At 29.0% G+C, this 16,028-nt stretch carries 17 protein-coding genes; all 17 read right to left on the bottom strand.

Annotation, left to right across the window (positions count from 1 at the left end):
- Positions 1 to 36 precede the first annotated feature (36 nt).
- Positions 37 to 1,317, bottom strand: a complete 1,281-nt coding sequence (rseP, locus tag U881_RS0109215) for an RIP metalloprotease RseP (RefSeq protein ID WP_024654136.1) — start codon at positions 1,315 to 1,317, stop codon at positions 37 to 39.
- A 16-nt stretch (positions 1,318 to 1,333) separates the two neighbouring features.
- Entirely contained in the window at positions 1,334 to 2,239 is a 906-nt protein-coding gene (locus U881_RS0109210) for a phosphatidate cytidylyltransferase (RefSeq protein WP_235048172.1), read from the bottom strand.
- A complete protein-coding gene (gene uppS, locus U881_RS0109205) occupies positions 2,187 to 2,879 on the bottom strand; it encodes a polyprenyl diphosphate synthase (protein ID WP_024654134.1) in 693 nt (230 codons plus the stop codon). The genes U881_RS0109210 and uppS overlap by 53 nt, the downstream gene beginning before the upstream one ends.
- 4 nt (positions 2,880 to 2,883) lie before the next feature.
- Positions 2,884 to 3,438 (bottom strand): ribosome recycling factor, encoded by a 555-nt coding sequence (frr, locus tag U881_RS0109200; RefSeq protein ID WP_024654133.1) that lies wholly within the window; start codon positions 3,436 to 3,438, stop codon positions 2,884 to 2,886.
- 35 nt (positions 3,439 to 3,473) lie between these two features.
- Positions 3,474 to 4,310 carry a translation elongation factor Ts gene (gene tsf / locus U881_RS0109195; protein WP_024654132.1) on the bottom strand — a complete coding sequence of 279 codons (837 nt, stop codon included), beginning with the start codon at positions 4,308 to 4,310 and terminating at the stop codon, positions 3,474 to 3,476.
- Positions 4,311 to 4,331: 21 nt separating this feature from the next.
- Positions 4,332 to 5,096, bottom strand: a complete 765-nt coding sequence (gene rpsB, locus U881_RS0109190) for a 30S ribosomal protein S2 (protein ID WP_024654131.1) — start codon at positions 5,094 to 5,096, stop codon at positions 4,332 to 4,334.
- Between the two features lie 36 nt (positions 5,097 to 5,132).
- Positions 5,133 to 5,732 carry a Maf family protein gene (locus tag U881_RS0109185; protein WP_024654130.1) on the bottom strand — a complete coding sequence of 200 codons (600 nt, stop codon included), beginning with the start codon at positions 5,730 to 5,732 and terminating at the stop codon, positions 5,133 to 5,135.
- Positions 5,722 to 6,000 (bottom strand): hypothetical protein, encoded by a 279-nt coding sequence (locus U881_RS0109180; protein ID WP_024654129.1) that lies wholly within the window; start codon positions 5,998 to 6,000, stop codon positions 5,722 to 5,724. Before U881_RS0109180 ends, U881_RS0109185 begins: the two co-directional genes overlap by 11 nt.
- Before the next feature lie 13 nt (positions 6,001 to 6,013).
- Positions 6,014 to 6,742, bottom strand: coding sequence for a hypothetical protein (locus tag U881_RS0109175; protein ID WP_200861723.1), 729 nt, complete (start codon positions 6,740 to 6,742; stop codon positions 6,014 to 6,016).
- 64 nt (positions 6,743 to 6,806) lie between these two features.
- Complete coding sequence (locus tag U881_RS0109170) at positions 6,807 to 7,409, bottom strand: tetratricopeptide repeat protein (RefSeq protein ID WP_024654127.1); 603 nt, start codon at positions 7,407 to 7,409, stop codon at positions 6,807 to 6,809.
- Positions 7,402 to 9,063: a 30S ribosomal protein S1 gene (locus U881_RS0109165; protein ID WP_024654126.1), complete on the bottom strand. Its 1,662-nt coding sequence runs from the start codon at positions 9,061 to 9,063 to the stop codon at positions 7,402 to 7,404. The genes U881_RS0109170 and U881_RS0109165 overlap by 8 nt, the downstream gene beginning before the upstream one ends.
- Positions 9,064 to 9,076: 13 nt before the next feature.
- Entirely contained in the window at positions 9,077 to 9,733 is a 657-nt protein-coding gene (gene cmk, locus U881_RS0109160) for a (d)CMP kinase (RefSeq protein ID WP_024654125.1), read from the bottom strand.
- Positions 9,730 to 10,467: a pseudouridine synthase gene (locus U881_RS0109155; RefSeq protein WP_407637314.1), complete on the bottom strand. Its 738-nt coding sequence runs from the start codon at positions 10,465 to 10,467 to the stop codon at positions 9,730 to 9,732. The genes cmk and U881_RS0109155 overlap by 4 nt, the downstream gene beginning before the upstream one ends.
- The gene (locus tag U881_RS0109150) at positions 10,448 to 11,212 is read right to left on the bottom strand and encodes a hypothetical protein (RefSeq protein WP_024654123.1); all 765 of its coding nucleotides are present in this window, start codon (positions 11,210 to 11,212) and stop codon (positions 10,448 to 10,450) included. The genes U881_RS0109155 and U881_RS0109150 overlap by 20 nt, the downstream gene beginning before the upstream one ends.
- Before the next feature lie 6 nt (positions 11,213 to 11,218).
- Complete coding sequence (gene recA, locus U881_RS0109145; RefSeq protein ID WP_024654122.1) at positions 11,219 to 12,310, bottom strand: recombinase RecA; 1,092 nt, start codon at positions 12,308 to 12,310, stop codon at positions 11,219 to 11,221.
- A gap of 10 nt (positions 12,311 to 12,320) precedes the next feature.
- Positions 12,321 to 15,023 carry a transcription elongation factor GreA gene (greA, locus tag U881_RS0109140; protein ID WP_024654121.1) on the bottom strand — a complete coding sequence of 901 codons (2,703 nt, stop codon included), beginning with the start codon at positions 15,021 to 15,023 and terminating at the stop codon, positions 12,321 to 12,323.
- Between the two features lie 35 nt (positions 15,024 to 15,058).
- Positions 15,059 to 16,003 (bottom strand): tetratricopeptide repeat protein, encoded by a 945-nt coding sequence (locus tag U881_RS0109135; RefSeq protein WP_024654120.1) that lies wholly within the window; start codon positions 16,001 to 16,003, stop codon positions 15,059 to 15,061.
- Between the last annotated feature and the right edge of the window lie 25 nt (positions 16,004 to 16,028).

The following is a 16,028-nucleotide window of genomic DNA, read 5'->3' as shown; positions in this document are numbered from 1 at the left end:
ACTTTTATACTATCTTTAAAGTAGCTTTGTACTACTTTAAAGATTACCCAAATCATTTAAAAATCCCAATATAAAAAGACTTACCATCATCAAAACACCGACAAGATAAAAATAGTAAATAACCTTTGCTCTAAATCTCTTTCCACGCAAAAATTCAATTAAAGTAATCAAAATTTGACCACCATCAAGCATTGGAATTACAACAAAAAATAAATTCATACCAGCAACAATTAAATTAAAAAAAGCAAAAGTATCAAGCCAATACAATACCCCAAAAGAAAAAGACTCTGCAAAAAAATTAATCATACCAACAGGACCTGCTATCTTTCTAGAATTGTTTATAAAATTAGTCAACAACTCAAAAATAGAATAAAGAATACGACCTAAAATATCTAAGACTTTACTAAAAGAATTTTTAAAAGCAACTCCTAAATTAGATGCTCTAACCAATCGTTCTAAATCGGGCAACAAATAAATCCCTAAACTTTTATTAGTATCTTGGAATACTAATTTTGAAGTCAAAATTTCTCCATCTCTTTCATATTGAATATCTACAACATTAACATCAAGTTTATTTATTACATCGTCCAATGCCCCATTATTACTTACAGCTATATCATTAATGCTTACTATTTTATCATTAGGTTTAAGGCCAGCAACTTCAGCTGAAGAATTTTTCTTAACTTTAGCAACAAAAAGATTTATCCAAGGATTAATTTCTTTTAAAAGCTTATCGAAACTTGTATTATCTTCAAAAGTAACATTAGCACCATCTCTTAAAACAGTAAAAGCTACTCGGGAATCTTTTACAGGAACAACTCTCTTTAAATCAGAAAAATACTGTATATTACTATCATTAACGCTCAATATAACATCACCATCTCTAAACTTACTTGAACCATCTTTATTAATAACAATTATCTTACTAGAAGAATCAGGATAAACAATTCCTATCATTTCGATTGCAACAAAAACAATTAATGCCAAAATCAAATTAAAAAGAGGGCCTGCAAAATATATTAACATTCTCTTAAAATGAGAAACACCAAAAATAGAATCCTTATCTGCCTCAAGTTCTTTATTTAATCTAAGCTCGTTTTCAAGATGTTCAGATCCTTTAAGCTTACAATATCCCCCTAAAAAAATAGGAGAAAACCTATACTCAGTATCTTTTATTTTAAATTTAAAAAGACTAGGTCCTATTCCTATAGAAAAAATTTCAACCTTAACTTTAAAAAGCTTTGCAAAAAGCAAATGTCCCAATTCATGAACAAATATTATAAAGGTAAAAGCTAAAATACTAAAAAAGATATACATTAATAACTCCCAAAAACTACGACAAATATAAATAAAATATAGGACCTGTCAAAAGATATGAATCAATTGAGTCAAGGGCACCACCCCTACCAGGAATAATCTTACCAGAATCTTTCACTCCTGCACTACGTTTAAGTCCAGATTCAAACAAATCACCAATAATAGTAAAAAATCCTATTAAAACACCAAAAACCATAGCTTCTCCATAAGTTAAATTTATCAATCCCAAACTCACCACAATAATTACAACAACAACAGAAAATAATATACCACCCAAAAATCCCATTATCGTCTTATTGGGGCTAATAATCGTGGGCTTATAACTATTTTTACCAAAAAAATATCCAACAAGATAGGCAAAAGTATCATTACCACTAACCATAGAAAAAAGTATTAATAAAAGGATAGGTGCTTTTGGAAGAGTAGTAATAGCAACAACAAATGACATTAAAATACCTGGATATATAAGTATAAAAATTATAGAGGTTGCCTGTGACAAAAAATTAACAATTTCATTTTCTTTAATAAAAACCAAATTAACAATCCAATTACTAAAAACCAAAGTTATAACCAGATAAAACACTATATTAATACCCAAATCTAAAATATTAAAATGAACATATGTCAAAATTGGAGGAAATATTCCTAAAAAGAAAGATAAGGTACTAGAAATAGAAGCAGATTTAATTCTGAGCAAATCATTAACCTCTGTAGCAGCAACTCCACTAAACATAAAAATTAAAATATTAATTAACAAATAACTCTTAAATTCTAAAAATATTAAAAATAAAACTAAAGGAACAAAAAACAAAAATGTTCCAAGTCGTGCAATAAACGTTAACTTTTTAGATTTAATACTAAATAAACTTTTATCTCCCAAAATTTCTCTTCCTATTCTTAAAACATTCCAAATCTCTATCATAATGAAGAACAGAATACTCTGGCCATAAAAGACTTGAAAAAACAAATTCACAATAAGCAAGTCTCCATAACATAAAATTACTTATTCTAATATCTCCACCTGTACGAATTAAGAAATCAAGATCACCAATTTCTTGATTATCTAAAAATTTGGCAAATTCAACTTCATTTAAAGTCTCAAACGGTAATCCTTTCTCTAAAATCTTCTTAGTAGCTCTCACTATTTCATTTCTACCGCCATAATTAATGGCCAAATTTAATATAAGTCCATCAAAATTTTTTGTATAATGAACAGCATCTTCAATTGACTTTTTTACTTTATGATCCAAAGCCTCAATATCCCCTGAAACCACTATCCTTATATTGTTTTCACTATAAAATTCAAATTCAGAATTCAAATAATCAGTAATTAAAAGCATAAGATATGCTACTTCAGAATTTGTTCTATTCCAATTTTCTGTAGAAAAAATATAAAGAGATAAATATTTTATACCCAATTCACAAGAACGTTTAACTATTTCTTTAACTTTCTTTAAACCTTCTTTATGCCCTTCAAAAACCGGCAAACCTTTTTTTAGTGCCCATCTTCTATTTCCATCCATAATAATACCAACATGAATTGGAAGGGAATTATTATTCATAAATTTAAACTTCCATTATCTCTTTTGTTTTTAAATCAAAAATCTCATCTATTTTTTTGATATAAGAATTAGTATCCCTTTGAATATCATCTAAAATTCGTCGCAAATCATCCTCAGTAATCTGAGAATCTTTTTCTTCCTTTTTAGCCTTACTATTCAATTCTTGCCTTATATTGCGAGCTGCAACTTTATGATCCTCAGCTATTTTTTTTGCCTGTTTTACTATTTCTCTACGTCTCTCAACAGTCAATACAGGCACCTTAATCCTAAGAACTGATCCATCACTTGAAGGATTCATTGAGAGATCGGAATTAAGTATAGCCTGTTCTATTTTAGATAATAAACTTTTATCCCAAGGCTGGATTACAATAAGTCTTGCTTCAGGAATACTAATATTAGCAACCCTAGCTAATGGAGTTTTCTCTCCATAATAATCAACTGATACTCTGTCAAACAAAGAACTACTTATTCTACCCGTTCTTAAAGACTTATATTCACTCTCAAGAGACAAAACAACCTTTCTCATCTTTTCATCTAGTAAAGCCTTGTATTCCTCCATTCAAACCTCCTTAAAATCAAAAGGATTACAAATGATTATCCAACACTCAAATATCTAAACTCTACTATCTCTATCTTACTTAAAATCAACTTAGAAATTTCTTCTATTTTTTCTTTAACAGTAAGTTTATCATCCTTTACAAATCCCTGTTCTAAGAGAGCAATTTCTCCCAAATGTTTTTTAAGCTTTCCAGATATTATTCCTTTAACTACATTTTCAGGTTTTCCACTAGATTCCATTTGTTTCATAAAAATTTCTTCCTGTTCCTTAATATAATCAAGACAAACATCATCAACACTCAAATAAAGAGGAGAAAAAGCTGCCACATGCAAAGCCAAATCCATTGCAAAACTGCTTAATTTTTCATCTTGCATTTTTAAAGCATCATCTATCTTTAATTTAACAAACACTCCTATCTTAGACTGCTCACCATGAAGATAATTTTTAACAAACTCATTAGATGCAATACTAGAAATATAGATTTTACTTACATGAATATTTTCTTTAATTGTAGCTGCTAAATTTTTAATTTCAAGTTCCTGATGCTCATCCAAAGAATCTCTGCCACTCTCAACTAACTGTTTTATCAAAGAATTTCCAAAAGTCACAAAATCACTATTCATGGCAACAAAATCTGTCTCGCATGCAATAAGTAAAAGACCCACTCTCTCTTTATTCATATAAGAAAAAACTCGTCCTTCCTTAGCATCTCTATCACTTCGCTTATCAGCAGATGCAATACCCATTTCTCTAAGTTTTTTTTTAGCCAGTTCAAAATCACCACCAGCAACATCCAATGCCTTTTTACAATCACCAAATCCAGCACCAGTTACATCTCTGAGTTTTTTTACTTCTTGCGGACTAATACCCATATTACTCTCCCTATATAAATTTTATGATTCTTTATTTTCTTTTTTAACTTCAATTTCACTCATTAAGTCTTCTTCATTCAAATTTTCAACTATTTGAATGCCAACCTCTTTATCACTCTCCAAGATAGCATCAGATATTATCTTGGTAAATAAAGCAACAGAACGAATTGCATCATCATTTCCAGGAATTGGACAGTCAATTACATCTGGATTACAATTTGTATCAACAACCGCAATAATAGGAATACCAAGCTTCCTAGCTTCATTAATAACTATTTGCTCCCTTTTAGGATCAATTATAAAAATAGCACCAGGAAGCTCTTCCATATCTTTAATACCCATCAAATTCTTAGCTAATTTTAATTTTTCACGATTAATTTGAGAAACTTCCTTTTTACTAATCATCTCAAAAGTCCCATCAATTTCCATTTTTTCCAATTTTTTTAATTTTTGAACTGATTTCTTAATAGTATTAAAATTCGAAAGCATTCCCCCAAGCCACCTATTATTAACGTATGGCATATCACTTCTTTTAGCTTCCTGTTCAATTATTTCACTTGCCTGTTTTTTAGTACCAACAAATAAAACTTTTTTACCACTCTTTATAACACCCTGAACAAGTTCATAAGAATCTTTAATTCCTTGCAAAGTTTTTTGTAAATCCAAAATATGGATTTCATTTCTCTCAGAAAAGATAAATCTTTTCATTCTTGGATCAAGTCTTTTTACCTGATGGCCAAAATGAACTCCGGCCTCTAAAAGGCTTTTCATAGTAATTACTGCCAAAATAACCTCCTAAAATCCCTCGCTATTACTCACTAATTATATAGCGGAAATTATGTTTTCTTTAATAAGAATATCATAAAACAAACCAATTGGTAAGCCTATGATATTTGAATAACTACCATTAATATATTCAATTAATATATCTGCAACACCATTTTTAAGACTAATACCCCCAGATTTGTCTTTCCAATATCCAAGAGAAATATAATGATAAACGACATCTGGAGTTAATTCTCTAAATTTAATAAACGAAACTTCACAAGCCTTCACTATTTCTTCTTTTCCTGGAATAAAAATACAAAAACTAGTTTCAACCTCAACAAGCTTATGACTATATTCCATTATTTTAGCAAAAGCTTCTTTTTCATCTTTTATTTTGCCAATATAAATAGAATCATTTTTTATTAAAGTATCAACAGTAATTAAACATTTATCTTTACCATACTTTTCAATAGCACTAGTAAGTTTAACAAGCGCTATCTTTTTTGTAACTTCCGTATCACCAGATTTTATAACTAAATCTTCATCAATATCAACGCTAAGAGACACAAAATTAATTTTTAAAGCATTTAAAAAGTCAATTCTTGCAAGAGAATTTGATACGAGTGCAATTTGAAAATTCTCCTTATAAATCATTCTTACCCCTCTCAGAAAACCTCAATACAGATATTAAAACCACTGAACCAATACCAGGCAACAAATAAAACAAAATATCTACCTGTCTATTATAATAATCGGAATAAAAAAGAGGAATAAAAAATAAAAATAAAACACTTCCCAAAAAACTTATAAAATAAATAAGTAAAAATTTAAATCGCAATATGCCAAAAAAAACAACAAAAAAACTTACTATAAAAGAAATAATAATATTGGTTAAGACCAAATGAAAAAAAAATGCTAACATAGCTTACCTTCTATTAATTTGACAACCCAAAACTATCTAAACTCCCTAAATTAACAATAACACTATACAAATCACCTTCAATAGCATTACCTGCTGCCATAACAAAAATTACCAAATTATACTTAGGAGAAACATCTTTTGTAAAAAAGCTATCACTAATATGCTTAAGATCAAATGGCCTAGTTTTGCTATCTGATACTTTTGATTTTTTCAAAGCATCAAAAAATTCACTATAAAAACCATCAACAACATGAGATCTGTACATATTCCTAACCTCTCTAAGAAGGGGCGCTGAAGAATTATCACCTTTTCTTACAGTAATAAATGCTGAACCAGGAATATTTTTTCTTAAATTTTCAAAATTTAATTCAATATATAAGGGAAATTTGCCCTGAATCCAACTTCTATCCAACTTTAAGGTAGGCTTTCCTGAAAAACGATCACGATCCAAATTTACCTTATAAAACCCTCTTAAATGAAACGCATTAACATTATTGAAAACACTCTTTAATGCATTAAAATCCCTTTGAACACTTTTTGCAAAACCACTAAGATTGTGATTCGTGCCTTCTGGATAAAATTTATAATATATATCAAAACCTCTCACCTTAGAATTACTACCCTTATCAAAATATCCATAAGGTAATTTAAAAGCAAGAACATCTCTAGAAGCTCTACTATCAATTACAGAAGGAGAATCAACTAAAACAATATCTTCAATGCCACAACCCAATAAAAACAAAAATATACTTAAAAATATAATATAACCAACTCCTCTTTGCATAGTTAAAATAAAACAAACCAAACTACCTAAGCTGAAAAAGCTTATTTTTGGCAAAATTAACATATAAATTATTTTCATAAGAGAAATTAGCAATTCTTTCATATATATCAACAGCCAGTTTTTTATCTTGTAATTCAACTAACACTGCTTTCCCAAGCAAAGCCCTAATTTTAATAAAATCTAATTTAGCTTGATTAATTACATTATCATACATCAACAAAGCGTCTTCTACTTGTCCCATCTTTTCATAAATCACAGCCTTATTAATATAGGCCAAATCCCTCTCAATCCATTTGGATTTCACAACAATATCTAAATCTTCAAGGGCTTCTTTATACAAACCTTTACTCTGAGAATAAGTAGACTTTGCAAGATAAAATCGTGGAAGAAATTCATAAGCAACATCGCCTCTCTTATCTAAAGCTTTCTCTATTTCAGACGCCAAACTTTGTTTTTCTTCAACATTTTTTGTTCTCAAATAAAGATTTAAATTTCTCTCAAGATTTTCTACTATTTCTCCTCCCTCTTTAACATAATCCATATCCGAAAAGTCATAAAAATAGATAATAATACCTACAAAAATAATGACTGCAAGAATACCCATAAAAAATTTACTTTTAAACATCAACATTCCTCTTTAACAGATTTGCAAATGGCTTATAAGATTCCTCATCATCTTCCTTAAATAGATAAGAAGAAATTTCCTCACTAGATTTTTGTTCCTTATATGCCCTATAAGAAAGTAAAACTAACTTATTCTTAAAGTCAATATTAGTAATTATAACCTTAATTTTATCCCCAATATTTAAATTCTCAAAAGTCTCTAAACTAGACTCTTTCGTATCTCCAAGTTGAATTTTACTAATGAAACCCATAATCTTATTATAAACTCTTACTTGAACTCCCTTTGATTTCTTTTCAACAATTTCAACTTCAAGAGTATCACCCTTCTTATAACTCTTAGAAAAATCATCCCAAGGATTTTCTTCTAATTGTTTAATTCCCAACTTAATGTTTTGCCTTTTTGCATCAAATTCTATAACTTTCCCACTAATCGAGCTACCCAATTCAAAATATTTTTCAGGATTAACTTCCTCAACCCAAGAAATGTCAAATTTACTAATATATGCGTCTATACCCTCTTCAATGCTTACAAAAGCACCTGTTTTTGTAATATTCTTAACAGTACCCTGAACAATCTTTCCAACACCACACCTATCAGCCAAATTATCCCATGGATTCCCATTGACTTGCTTAATACCTAAAGATATTTTTTGATTTTCCTTATCTATTTCTAAAATCTTAACTTCAACAATTTGTCCAACCTTAACTAATTCTTGAGGACTTTTAATAGATCTTACCCAAGAAAAATTACTGATATGAAGAAATCCCGATATTTCACTATCAAGCTCTACAACAGCACCAAAAGGCAATATCTTGACAATCTTTCCCTTCACAATACTCTCAACATTATATTTAGATTCAATACAATCCCAAGGATTTACCTTTAAAGCCTTAAGAGATAATTCAATCTTCCCTGTATTTGGACTTAATTTAATAATTTTTAACCTTAACTTATCACCGACACGAATAAAATCTTCAACATTTTCAACACGATTAAACGCAATATTTCTTTTATGTAAAACTCCCAAGACAAAATTCTTGATCTTTATAATAGCACCATAATCTGCAATCTTTTCAACAATACCGTCAACCACATCTCCTTCACTATAAGAGCTAACAAGTTCTTTCCTCTTCAAAAATTCTCGTTCTCTCTCCAAAGTTCGTCTATCAAGAATAAGTCTAAGACCATCAGACTTATCTGCCTGAACAATATAAAATTCAACTATAGAACCTCTTTTTAATTTCTCATCCCTAAATTGAGAACTCAAATAAAATGGCATAAACCCATTAACATTGTCATTAATTTGGACTTTATACCCACTTGAAAGCTCAACTAAAATCTTGCCTTTAAGTACTTTTTTATTTGCAATATATTCATCGATTTTATCTTGTAAATTGAGAGAATCAAGTTTTGAAACACTAAGAACCAAACCCAATTCTCCTCCTACTTTTGTAACTATTGCATCAAGCTTATCTCCAACATTTGGAATGGTTTCAAATTCATCAATTTTAATAAAACCTTCAGACTTATAACCAATATCTACAAGTACATAATCTTTCATAATATTTATAACAACACCAGAAACACTACTACCCAGTTCTACCTTCTCAAGAACCTTCAGATAATTTTCTTGTAAATCTTCTTGATTTTCCATTCTCACCTCTCTATCACTTTTTTTTCAAATTAAACGTCTTTATGATAATATCACATACATCATCTAAGCATTTATAGCTTGTATCAATGTAAAAAACTTCTCTACTCAACTTCAACTTACCATACTCTTTATTTTGATCAATTTCATCTCTCCTCTCCAGTGCCTTTTCTAGTTCAATCAAAGCAATATCATCATCTCTTTGATTATATCGCCTTAAAGCCCGCACTTTAACAGAAGCATCAAGATATATTTTAATCTTGGCTTCTGGAAAGACTACAGTAGTAATATCTCTACCCTCTATTATATAATCATCATCCTTGAATTTAACTATTTCTCTTAATTTTTTATTCACTATCTTCCTAACACCTATATAAGAAGAATAAAGAGAAACTTGCAAATCTATTTTTTCATTCAAAATGTGATTTATAACATCAACACCATTTAAAAGAAAAGCACTACCATCATATTTGATATCATTTTGTGATATAAGTTCTATAATTTTGCTCTCACTAAGTAAATCATATTCATTTAAAGTAAAATTCTGAGCAATTAAGGTCACTATTCTATATAAATAACCAGAACTAACAAATTTAAAACCTAATCTCATACTCAATGCTTGTGCAACAGAACTTTTTCCTGAAGCTGAAGGCCCATCAATTGCTATTATCACATCAATGCCTCCAAAAGCTGAGTTTTTAATTTGTTAACTTTAACTAAAGGTAAAACTCTAATCCGCCCTTCTTGCAAATTATTCAATGTAATATTACCTATTCTAATTCTATGCACTTTTTTTAAAAAAATATTCTTACTTAAAAAAACTTTTCGAATCTCTCTATTTTTACCTTCTGTCAAAATCAACTTAGCTGCATTATTACCTAACATAACATAAGACTTTAATTTAAAAAATTCATTATCAATTTTGATCCCATTTTTAAATTTTATAAGCAAATCTTCACTAACAACTCTTTTTGACTCAATAATATATTCCTTTTCAATTTCACTATTTGGATGAACAATACTATTTGCAAACTGACCATCATTAGTAAATAGCAAAAGACCAGAACTCTTAAAATCAAGCCTACCAATTGAAAATAAACGTTCCTTAAACAAAGGCTGAACTAAAGATATTGCTAATTTTCTTCCCCTTGGATCAAAATTAGAACACAGATAATTTGCAGGTTTATTGAGAGCTATATAAATTTTATTTCCAATTTTAGAATTTTGAAAAATAAACACTTGCCTTTTATACTCCACTCTATCACCCAAGAAAACTTTATCTCCAAGCTTTGAAGGAGTGCCATTTACTTTAACAAGATTTTTTCTTATAAGCTCTTCACAAAACCTCCTAGAACCTACACCTTTTTCTGCTAAAAAAACATGTACTCTAAGCCCTTTGCTGTTTATATTCGTCAACACCTCTTCCCTTTATTAAAATTAACTCATCATTGATATAAACCAGATCTATAATATTTGACATTTTATATTCAAGAACAATTAAAAAATAACAAAATCTTTCAAAGAAGTAAAATTTATCACTCACATCCAATAAAAACTCAAAACAAAACTTTTCTTCTTTATCCAAAAGAGCCATAATTTTAGCCTTTTTATCTGAAATCCTAGCATCATACGTACCTAAAATAATATTCAATTTAAATTTATTAGGTAAAATATCATCTCGCTTTCTACTTAACCTAGTTGTTCTAATCCTACTCTTAACTTCATTAATATTAGTCACATAAGCATCATCTACATTTTCTAAAAAGATATCATTCTCCTTCAGAAAAAAAGACTTGGACATACTTAAACATACCTCATCTTTTTGAACAATCTTTTTAGTTTCTACACATTTATCACTAAATTTTATCAATTTTCTTACTATTTCTCTTTCAACAGATTTTCGATCTTTTAACTTAACTGGATAGAGTATCTGCGTCTTTAAATAAAGCAAACTAGTTGTAAAAGAATAAAATTTAATCAATTCTCTAACATCCATTTCAATACTCTCAGAAAACGTTAAAAAATCTTCTATTATTCTATTTAAATTAAAAGTTTTAAGGATTTCTCTCTTATTTCTTATATAATCAAAAAAAATTCCTATTTCCCCTTTAAAATCATTACAAACAATCAAATAATCATCTAAACTTACCATTTTTCTCTATTCTTTATCTTCCTCACTTTTATGAGTATCAACTTCAAGAGAATCCTTACTGGGAGTTTCAAATATTATCTTTTTAAGTTTATTTTCAAGCTCATTTGCAAGTTTTTTTTCTTTACAAAGATAATCAATAACATTTTCTCTACCTTGGCCCAAATTATCATCTCCCATAGCATACCAAGAACCTGATTTTTGAACCAAATCATACTTAATAGCAGCATCTAATATGCTAGCCTCCCTAGAAATACCTTTTCCAAAATAAACTATAAGTTCCGCTTTACGAAAAGGAGGTGCTACTTTATTTTTTACAACCTTAACTCTTATCTTATTACCAATGACATTATCTGAAGAAGTTCCTATTACTTGCTCAACCTTTCTTACCTCAAGACGAAGAGAAGAATAAAATTTTAAAGCATTTCCTCCAGTAGTAGTCTCCGGACTACCAAATACCAAACCAATTTTCATTCTTATTTGATTAATAAACATAATACAAGTATTCGATTTTGACAGTATGGCCGTAATTTTCCTTAAAGCCTTACTCATAAGTCTTGCTTGAAGTCCAATCTGAGTATCACCCATCTCTCCATCAATTTCTGCCTGTGGTGTTAAAGCTGCAACAGAATCAACAACAATCAAATCAACTCCACCACTTCTAATTAAATACTCAGCAATATCAAGAGCCTGTTCTCCTGTATCAGGCTGGCTAAGCCAAAGCTCATTAATATTTACACCCAAAGCCTTTGCATAAACAGGATCAAGAGCATGTTCCGCATCAATAAAAGCTGCAATTCCACCCTTTTTTTGAACCTCAGCAATTGCTTGAAGAGTTAGAGTAGTCTTGCCAGAAGATTCGGGACCAAAAATTTCTATTACTCTTCCTCTTGGATACCCACCAATACCAATTGCCTCATCAAGCAAAATAGCACCACTAGGTATACTCTCCACATTTTTACCTACAGGAGATTCTCCCATTTTAATAAGGCTTCCTTTACCAAAATCCTTCTCTATTTGAACTCGAGCAAGTTCAATGGCCTTTTCTTTATTTAATTTATTTTGCATAGCACTATCAATCGTATCTTTTAGTTTAGACATTTTATCTCTCTTAATTAATCTTCGCAGGCTCTATCTTCTTAACATAATATTGAAAATGAGTATCATTTATAACAAAATCCAGATTGTCACCTTCTCTAGCATCCAACAAATTTTCTCCAAAAGGCGATTTATAAGATATAATACCCTCATCAGGATTTGATTCCCAAGGTCCAAATATTAAATAAGACTCTTCTTTTTCTGTATCCTTATTAACCATAGTAACTTTTGTCCCAAATCCAACAACAGAACTTTGAAGTTCTTTAATATCAATAACTTTTGCAACATCTATTTCAGACATAAGAGAATTTAATCTCTTTGTTAAAAATTGTTGTCTCTCCTTAGCAGAATGATATTCTGCATTTTCTTTCAAATCACCAAGTTCACGTGCCTTGCCAATTTCCTTAGAATTTTCTGGTATTTCCACATCTTTTAAATATTGCAATTCTTTTTGCTTTTTACTAAGAGAACTTAAAATAGTTAAAAACCCTATCTCAACCTTATCTCCCGAAACTTGCATCTTTTCATCTTCAAACTCAATATCATCAAATACAGTTCTTATTGCCGTCTTAATATGTATGAGATCTTTTGGAGGAAAATCTCTTATGTAAAAACAAGTCATATATATTCTCTTAGCAAGTTCCTCATCTATAACCTTACCCAAAACAACACTAAGATATTTATCTTTAATTAAAAGATTGATTACCATTTTATATATTCTCTTATTAGCAACAGAATTATTTTTATTATTAATTTTAACAACACTATCTGTTAAAATCTTAATCAAATTTACCAACAACTCTGCATCAGAATAATCTAAATTAAGAGAATAAGAAGTATAATGTTTTAAAATCCAAATATAAGCATCTTTATAGATTTTATAATTCTTTGTAATATAGTTAAAAAGCTGCTCAGTTTCTTTTATATCTTCTTTATAAAGAGAATCTATCAATTTTTTATTAACATAACAAGGAAAAAGCTGCTTATAATAAGCAACCCAATCAGACAATTCTTCTTTAATTAAAGAGATCAATTCTTTTTTAATATCTGCATTCAAAATAGCTTCAAAAAGATCAATTATACTCTTAGAATATTCCTTTAAGAGAACTTCCAAATTAATATCTCTCTCAAAATTAACTTTTAAAGCAACTCTATTATCAGAATTTTTCAAAGATTTAAGTATTACATAAGAACTTATAACATAATGATCAACTTTTGCAAAATTATTAACATAAATTAAAAAATAATTAAGCATTTCTTCTTCAATATGCAAATCCTTTACAACACCACCAGCAGTATAATAATGCATAAAGATCTCATATCTTTTATAAAAGTCTTTTTCTACCTTAAATTTATCATAAATTTTTTCATTAAAATTAGAAGCTCTCTCATTATATATATAACAGTCAGCTTTTCCAGATGCCATAACGAAATGGGGATTATCTTTTAGAATTTGCTTAGCCTTAACACTCCATAAATTCCAAGCATTTTGAGTCATCAAACTTGGAACAAGTTCTCTTTTAATCCCCTTAAGATCAATTGACTTATAACTTTTAATAATTATTTTCAATGCCCATTCAATATCTCTCTTTATATGCTCAACAAGCTCTTCTTTTGGTTTAATAGCCTTTAAAACTCGAATATCTTCCCTATCAAGGGGGGAGAGAGCAGACATAGCCATATCAAAACTAATAAAATGTCCACGTTTAGACACAAAATCAACTAAAATACCCTGATCATTTACATCCTTAACTATCCCAACAAACCAAGTTTGATGATAAACAAAATTGCCCTTGGCAAAAAACAAATATTTTTCAAAATCAGAATAAACATCAACAAAATTTTTATCTAAATTTTCAATATCAGATTTTTCAAGATATTCTTCTATATTCTTAACATCTTTATACTTTTCCCTTAAAAAAATAACCAAATTTTCTCTTGCTTTTTGATTTTTATTATCAAGCTTCAAAATTCCTCTTAAAATTTCTATTGTCTCATCAATATTGCCACTAACAGAATAATGTTCATATAAATCTTCATAAAGAACCACGACCTTTTTAAAACCAAGTTCTTTTTCAACCTTTTGAAGTATCAACAAAAAGGAATCAAAATCATCAGAGACATATTTAATCAACTTAGACCATATTTCCCTAATGCCTGACATTTGTTTTTTATCTATAAAACGATAAATAGCCTTTCTAAAAAAATATATTGATTTTTGCAAATCAATATTCTCATAATGAGCAGCAAGTTGCCTTACAAAAACAGTATCATCAACATCCGCTTCAACAATACGCATCCAAATATTTGGCAGCTTATCATTTTCATTATTTTGTGAATATATCTTTGCAAGTGTATAGAGTGCATGCTTATTTTCAGAGGTCAAAAGCATCTTGTGACATATATGTTCAACAAGAGACCATTTTAAGTTTTGAGAAAACAAATCTACAACTGTAAGCAAACTCATATCATTAAGTGGTCTTCTACTGTATATAAGCATTCCTGAAATATAAAGACCAGCAATACTCTTTTTGACATCTTTTAAATGTTTACCACAAATATCCAAAGCTTCTTCCGTTAAATTTTCAGAAATTATATTATCTATTAACTCATCCAATTCCTTTATCTTAGCAAGAGAATAATTGTTAACAACTGTTCTTGTCCATTTATCCTCTTGCAAGATATTATCTAATCTTTCTATAGTAATATTAGACATTCAACTCTCCTAATATCAATTTTATTAAAACCAACCTAATTGACATATTGCTGATATATTCCTATATCTATTTCTTTAATATAAGATAAAATTTCATCAATGCGAACACGATCTTCTTTTATCCTTACATAATGATCAATAAGCCAAAAATATTTATTAATAAGCCTTGGAAGCAATATACTCTCATTTATTGACCTATAAGACTTTTCCTTAAGTTCATTACGCAAACTATAAACAGACTGTTTTAAATGACCAAGCTCAATAGGTCTTAATTCTCTTTTTATATTAAAAACACCATTAAGTGCTCCATAAACAGGTATCCACTCCTTAATAAGAGTGTCAGAAATATTTCTATCATTCTTAATAGCTTCTATCAGTTTCAGTATCATCTCAGATTCAAGTGCATCTATATCTATCTTTTGCGGATTAATAAAAAAAGCCTCTCTAAATAATACCTTGGCTTCTTTAATTTCATCAATAAGAGCATAAGAATCAGCAAGTTCAGCAACAACATCTGCATTATCCTTTGCATCTCCCAATATTTGCAAAAAAACAATTATAGCTTTCTCATAATTACCCATTCCTTTATAAGACTTAGCAATCTTTATCAAAATGTCCAAATTTTCTGGTTGTAACTTATATATATTTTTATACATATCTAAGCATAACTGAAATATAAAATACTTAATTGAGTTACGCCCTTGAATAAAATCAAAATTCATTTTTTTTAAATATCTTCTAGCAAAATTATTCCACTCTCTTATTAAAAACTCAGCCTTCTCATAATCTTTATCTATTCTATCAAGACTTTCAATTTGCCCATTCCAATACACAGAACTCTTAAGAGCCGTTAAAATTTCAATATTGTCAAAATCAAGAGAATGTGCTTCTTCCGATTTCATCAAAGCTGTTTTAAAATCACCTTTCCTGAAGCTTAAATAAATATCCTTGATTAATTCCGCGATCTTTTCTGATGACACATTCCTACCACTTTACAATATGTAT

Source organism: Borrelia persica No12 (assembly GCF_000500045.1).
Lineage (GTDB): Bacteria > Spirochaetota > Spirochaetia > Borreliales > Borreliaceae > Borrelia > Borrelia persica.
This window is presented reverse-complemented; position numbering and strand designations above follow the sequence as displayed.

Excerpts from the sequence above, each read along its gene's own strand:
- rseP (WP_024654136.1), bottom strand. The coding sequence starts at position 1,317 with ATGTATATCTTTTTTAGTATTTTAGCTTTTACCTTTATAATATTTGTT.
- U881_RS0109210 (WP_235048172.1), bottom strand. The coding sequence starts at position 2,239 with ATGATAGAGATTTGGAATGTTTTAAGAATAGGAAGAGAAATTTTGGGA.
- uppS (WP_024654134.1), bottom strand. The coding sequence starts at position 2,879 with ATGAATAATAATTCCCTTCCAATTCATGTTGGTATTATTATGGATGGA.
- frr (WP_024654133.1), bottom strand. The coding sequence starts at position 3,438 with ATGGAGGAATACAAGGCTTTACTAGATGAAAAGATGAGAAAGGTTGTT.
- tsf (WP_024654132.1), bottom strand. The coding sequence starts at position 4,310 with ATGGGTATTAGTCCGCAAGAAGTAAAAAAACTCAGAGATGTAACTGGT.
- U881_RS0109185 (WP_024654130.1), bottom strand. The coding sequence starts at position 5,732 with ATGATTTATAAGGAGAATTTTCAAATTGCACTCGTATCAAATTCTCTT.
- U881_RS0109180 (WP_024654129.1), bottom strand. The coding sequence starts at position 6,000 with ATGTTAGCATTTTTTTTTCATTTGGTCTTAACCAATATTATTATTTCT.
- U881_RS0109170 (WP_024654127.1), bottom strand. The coding sequence starts at position 7,409 with ATGTTTAAAAGTAAATTTTTTATGGGTATTCTTGCAGTCATTATTTTT.
- U881_RS0109165 (WP_024654126.1), bottom strand. The coding sequence starts at position 9,063 with ATGGAAAATCAAGAAGATTTACAAGAAAATTATCTGAAGGTTCTTGAG.
- U881_RS0109150 (WP_024654123.1), bottom strand. The coding sequence starts at position 11,212 with ATGGTAAGTTTAGATGATTATTTGATTGTTTGTAATGATTTTAAAGGG.
- recA (WP_024654122.1), bottom strand. The coding sequence starts at position 12,310 with ATGTCTAAACTAAAAGATACGATTGATAGTGCTATGCAAAATAAATTA.
- greA (WP_024654121.1), bottom strand. The coding sequence starts at position 15,023 with ATGTCTAATATTACTATAGAAAGATTAGATAATATCTTGCAAGAGGAT.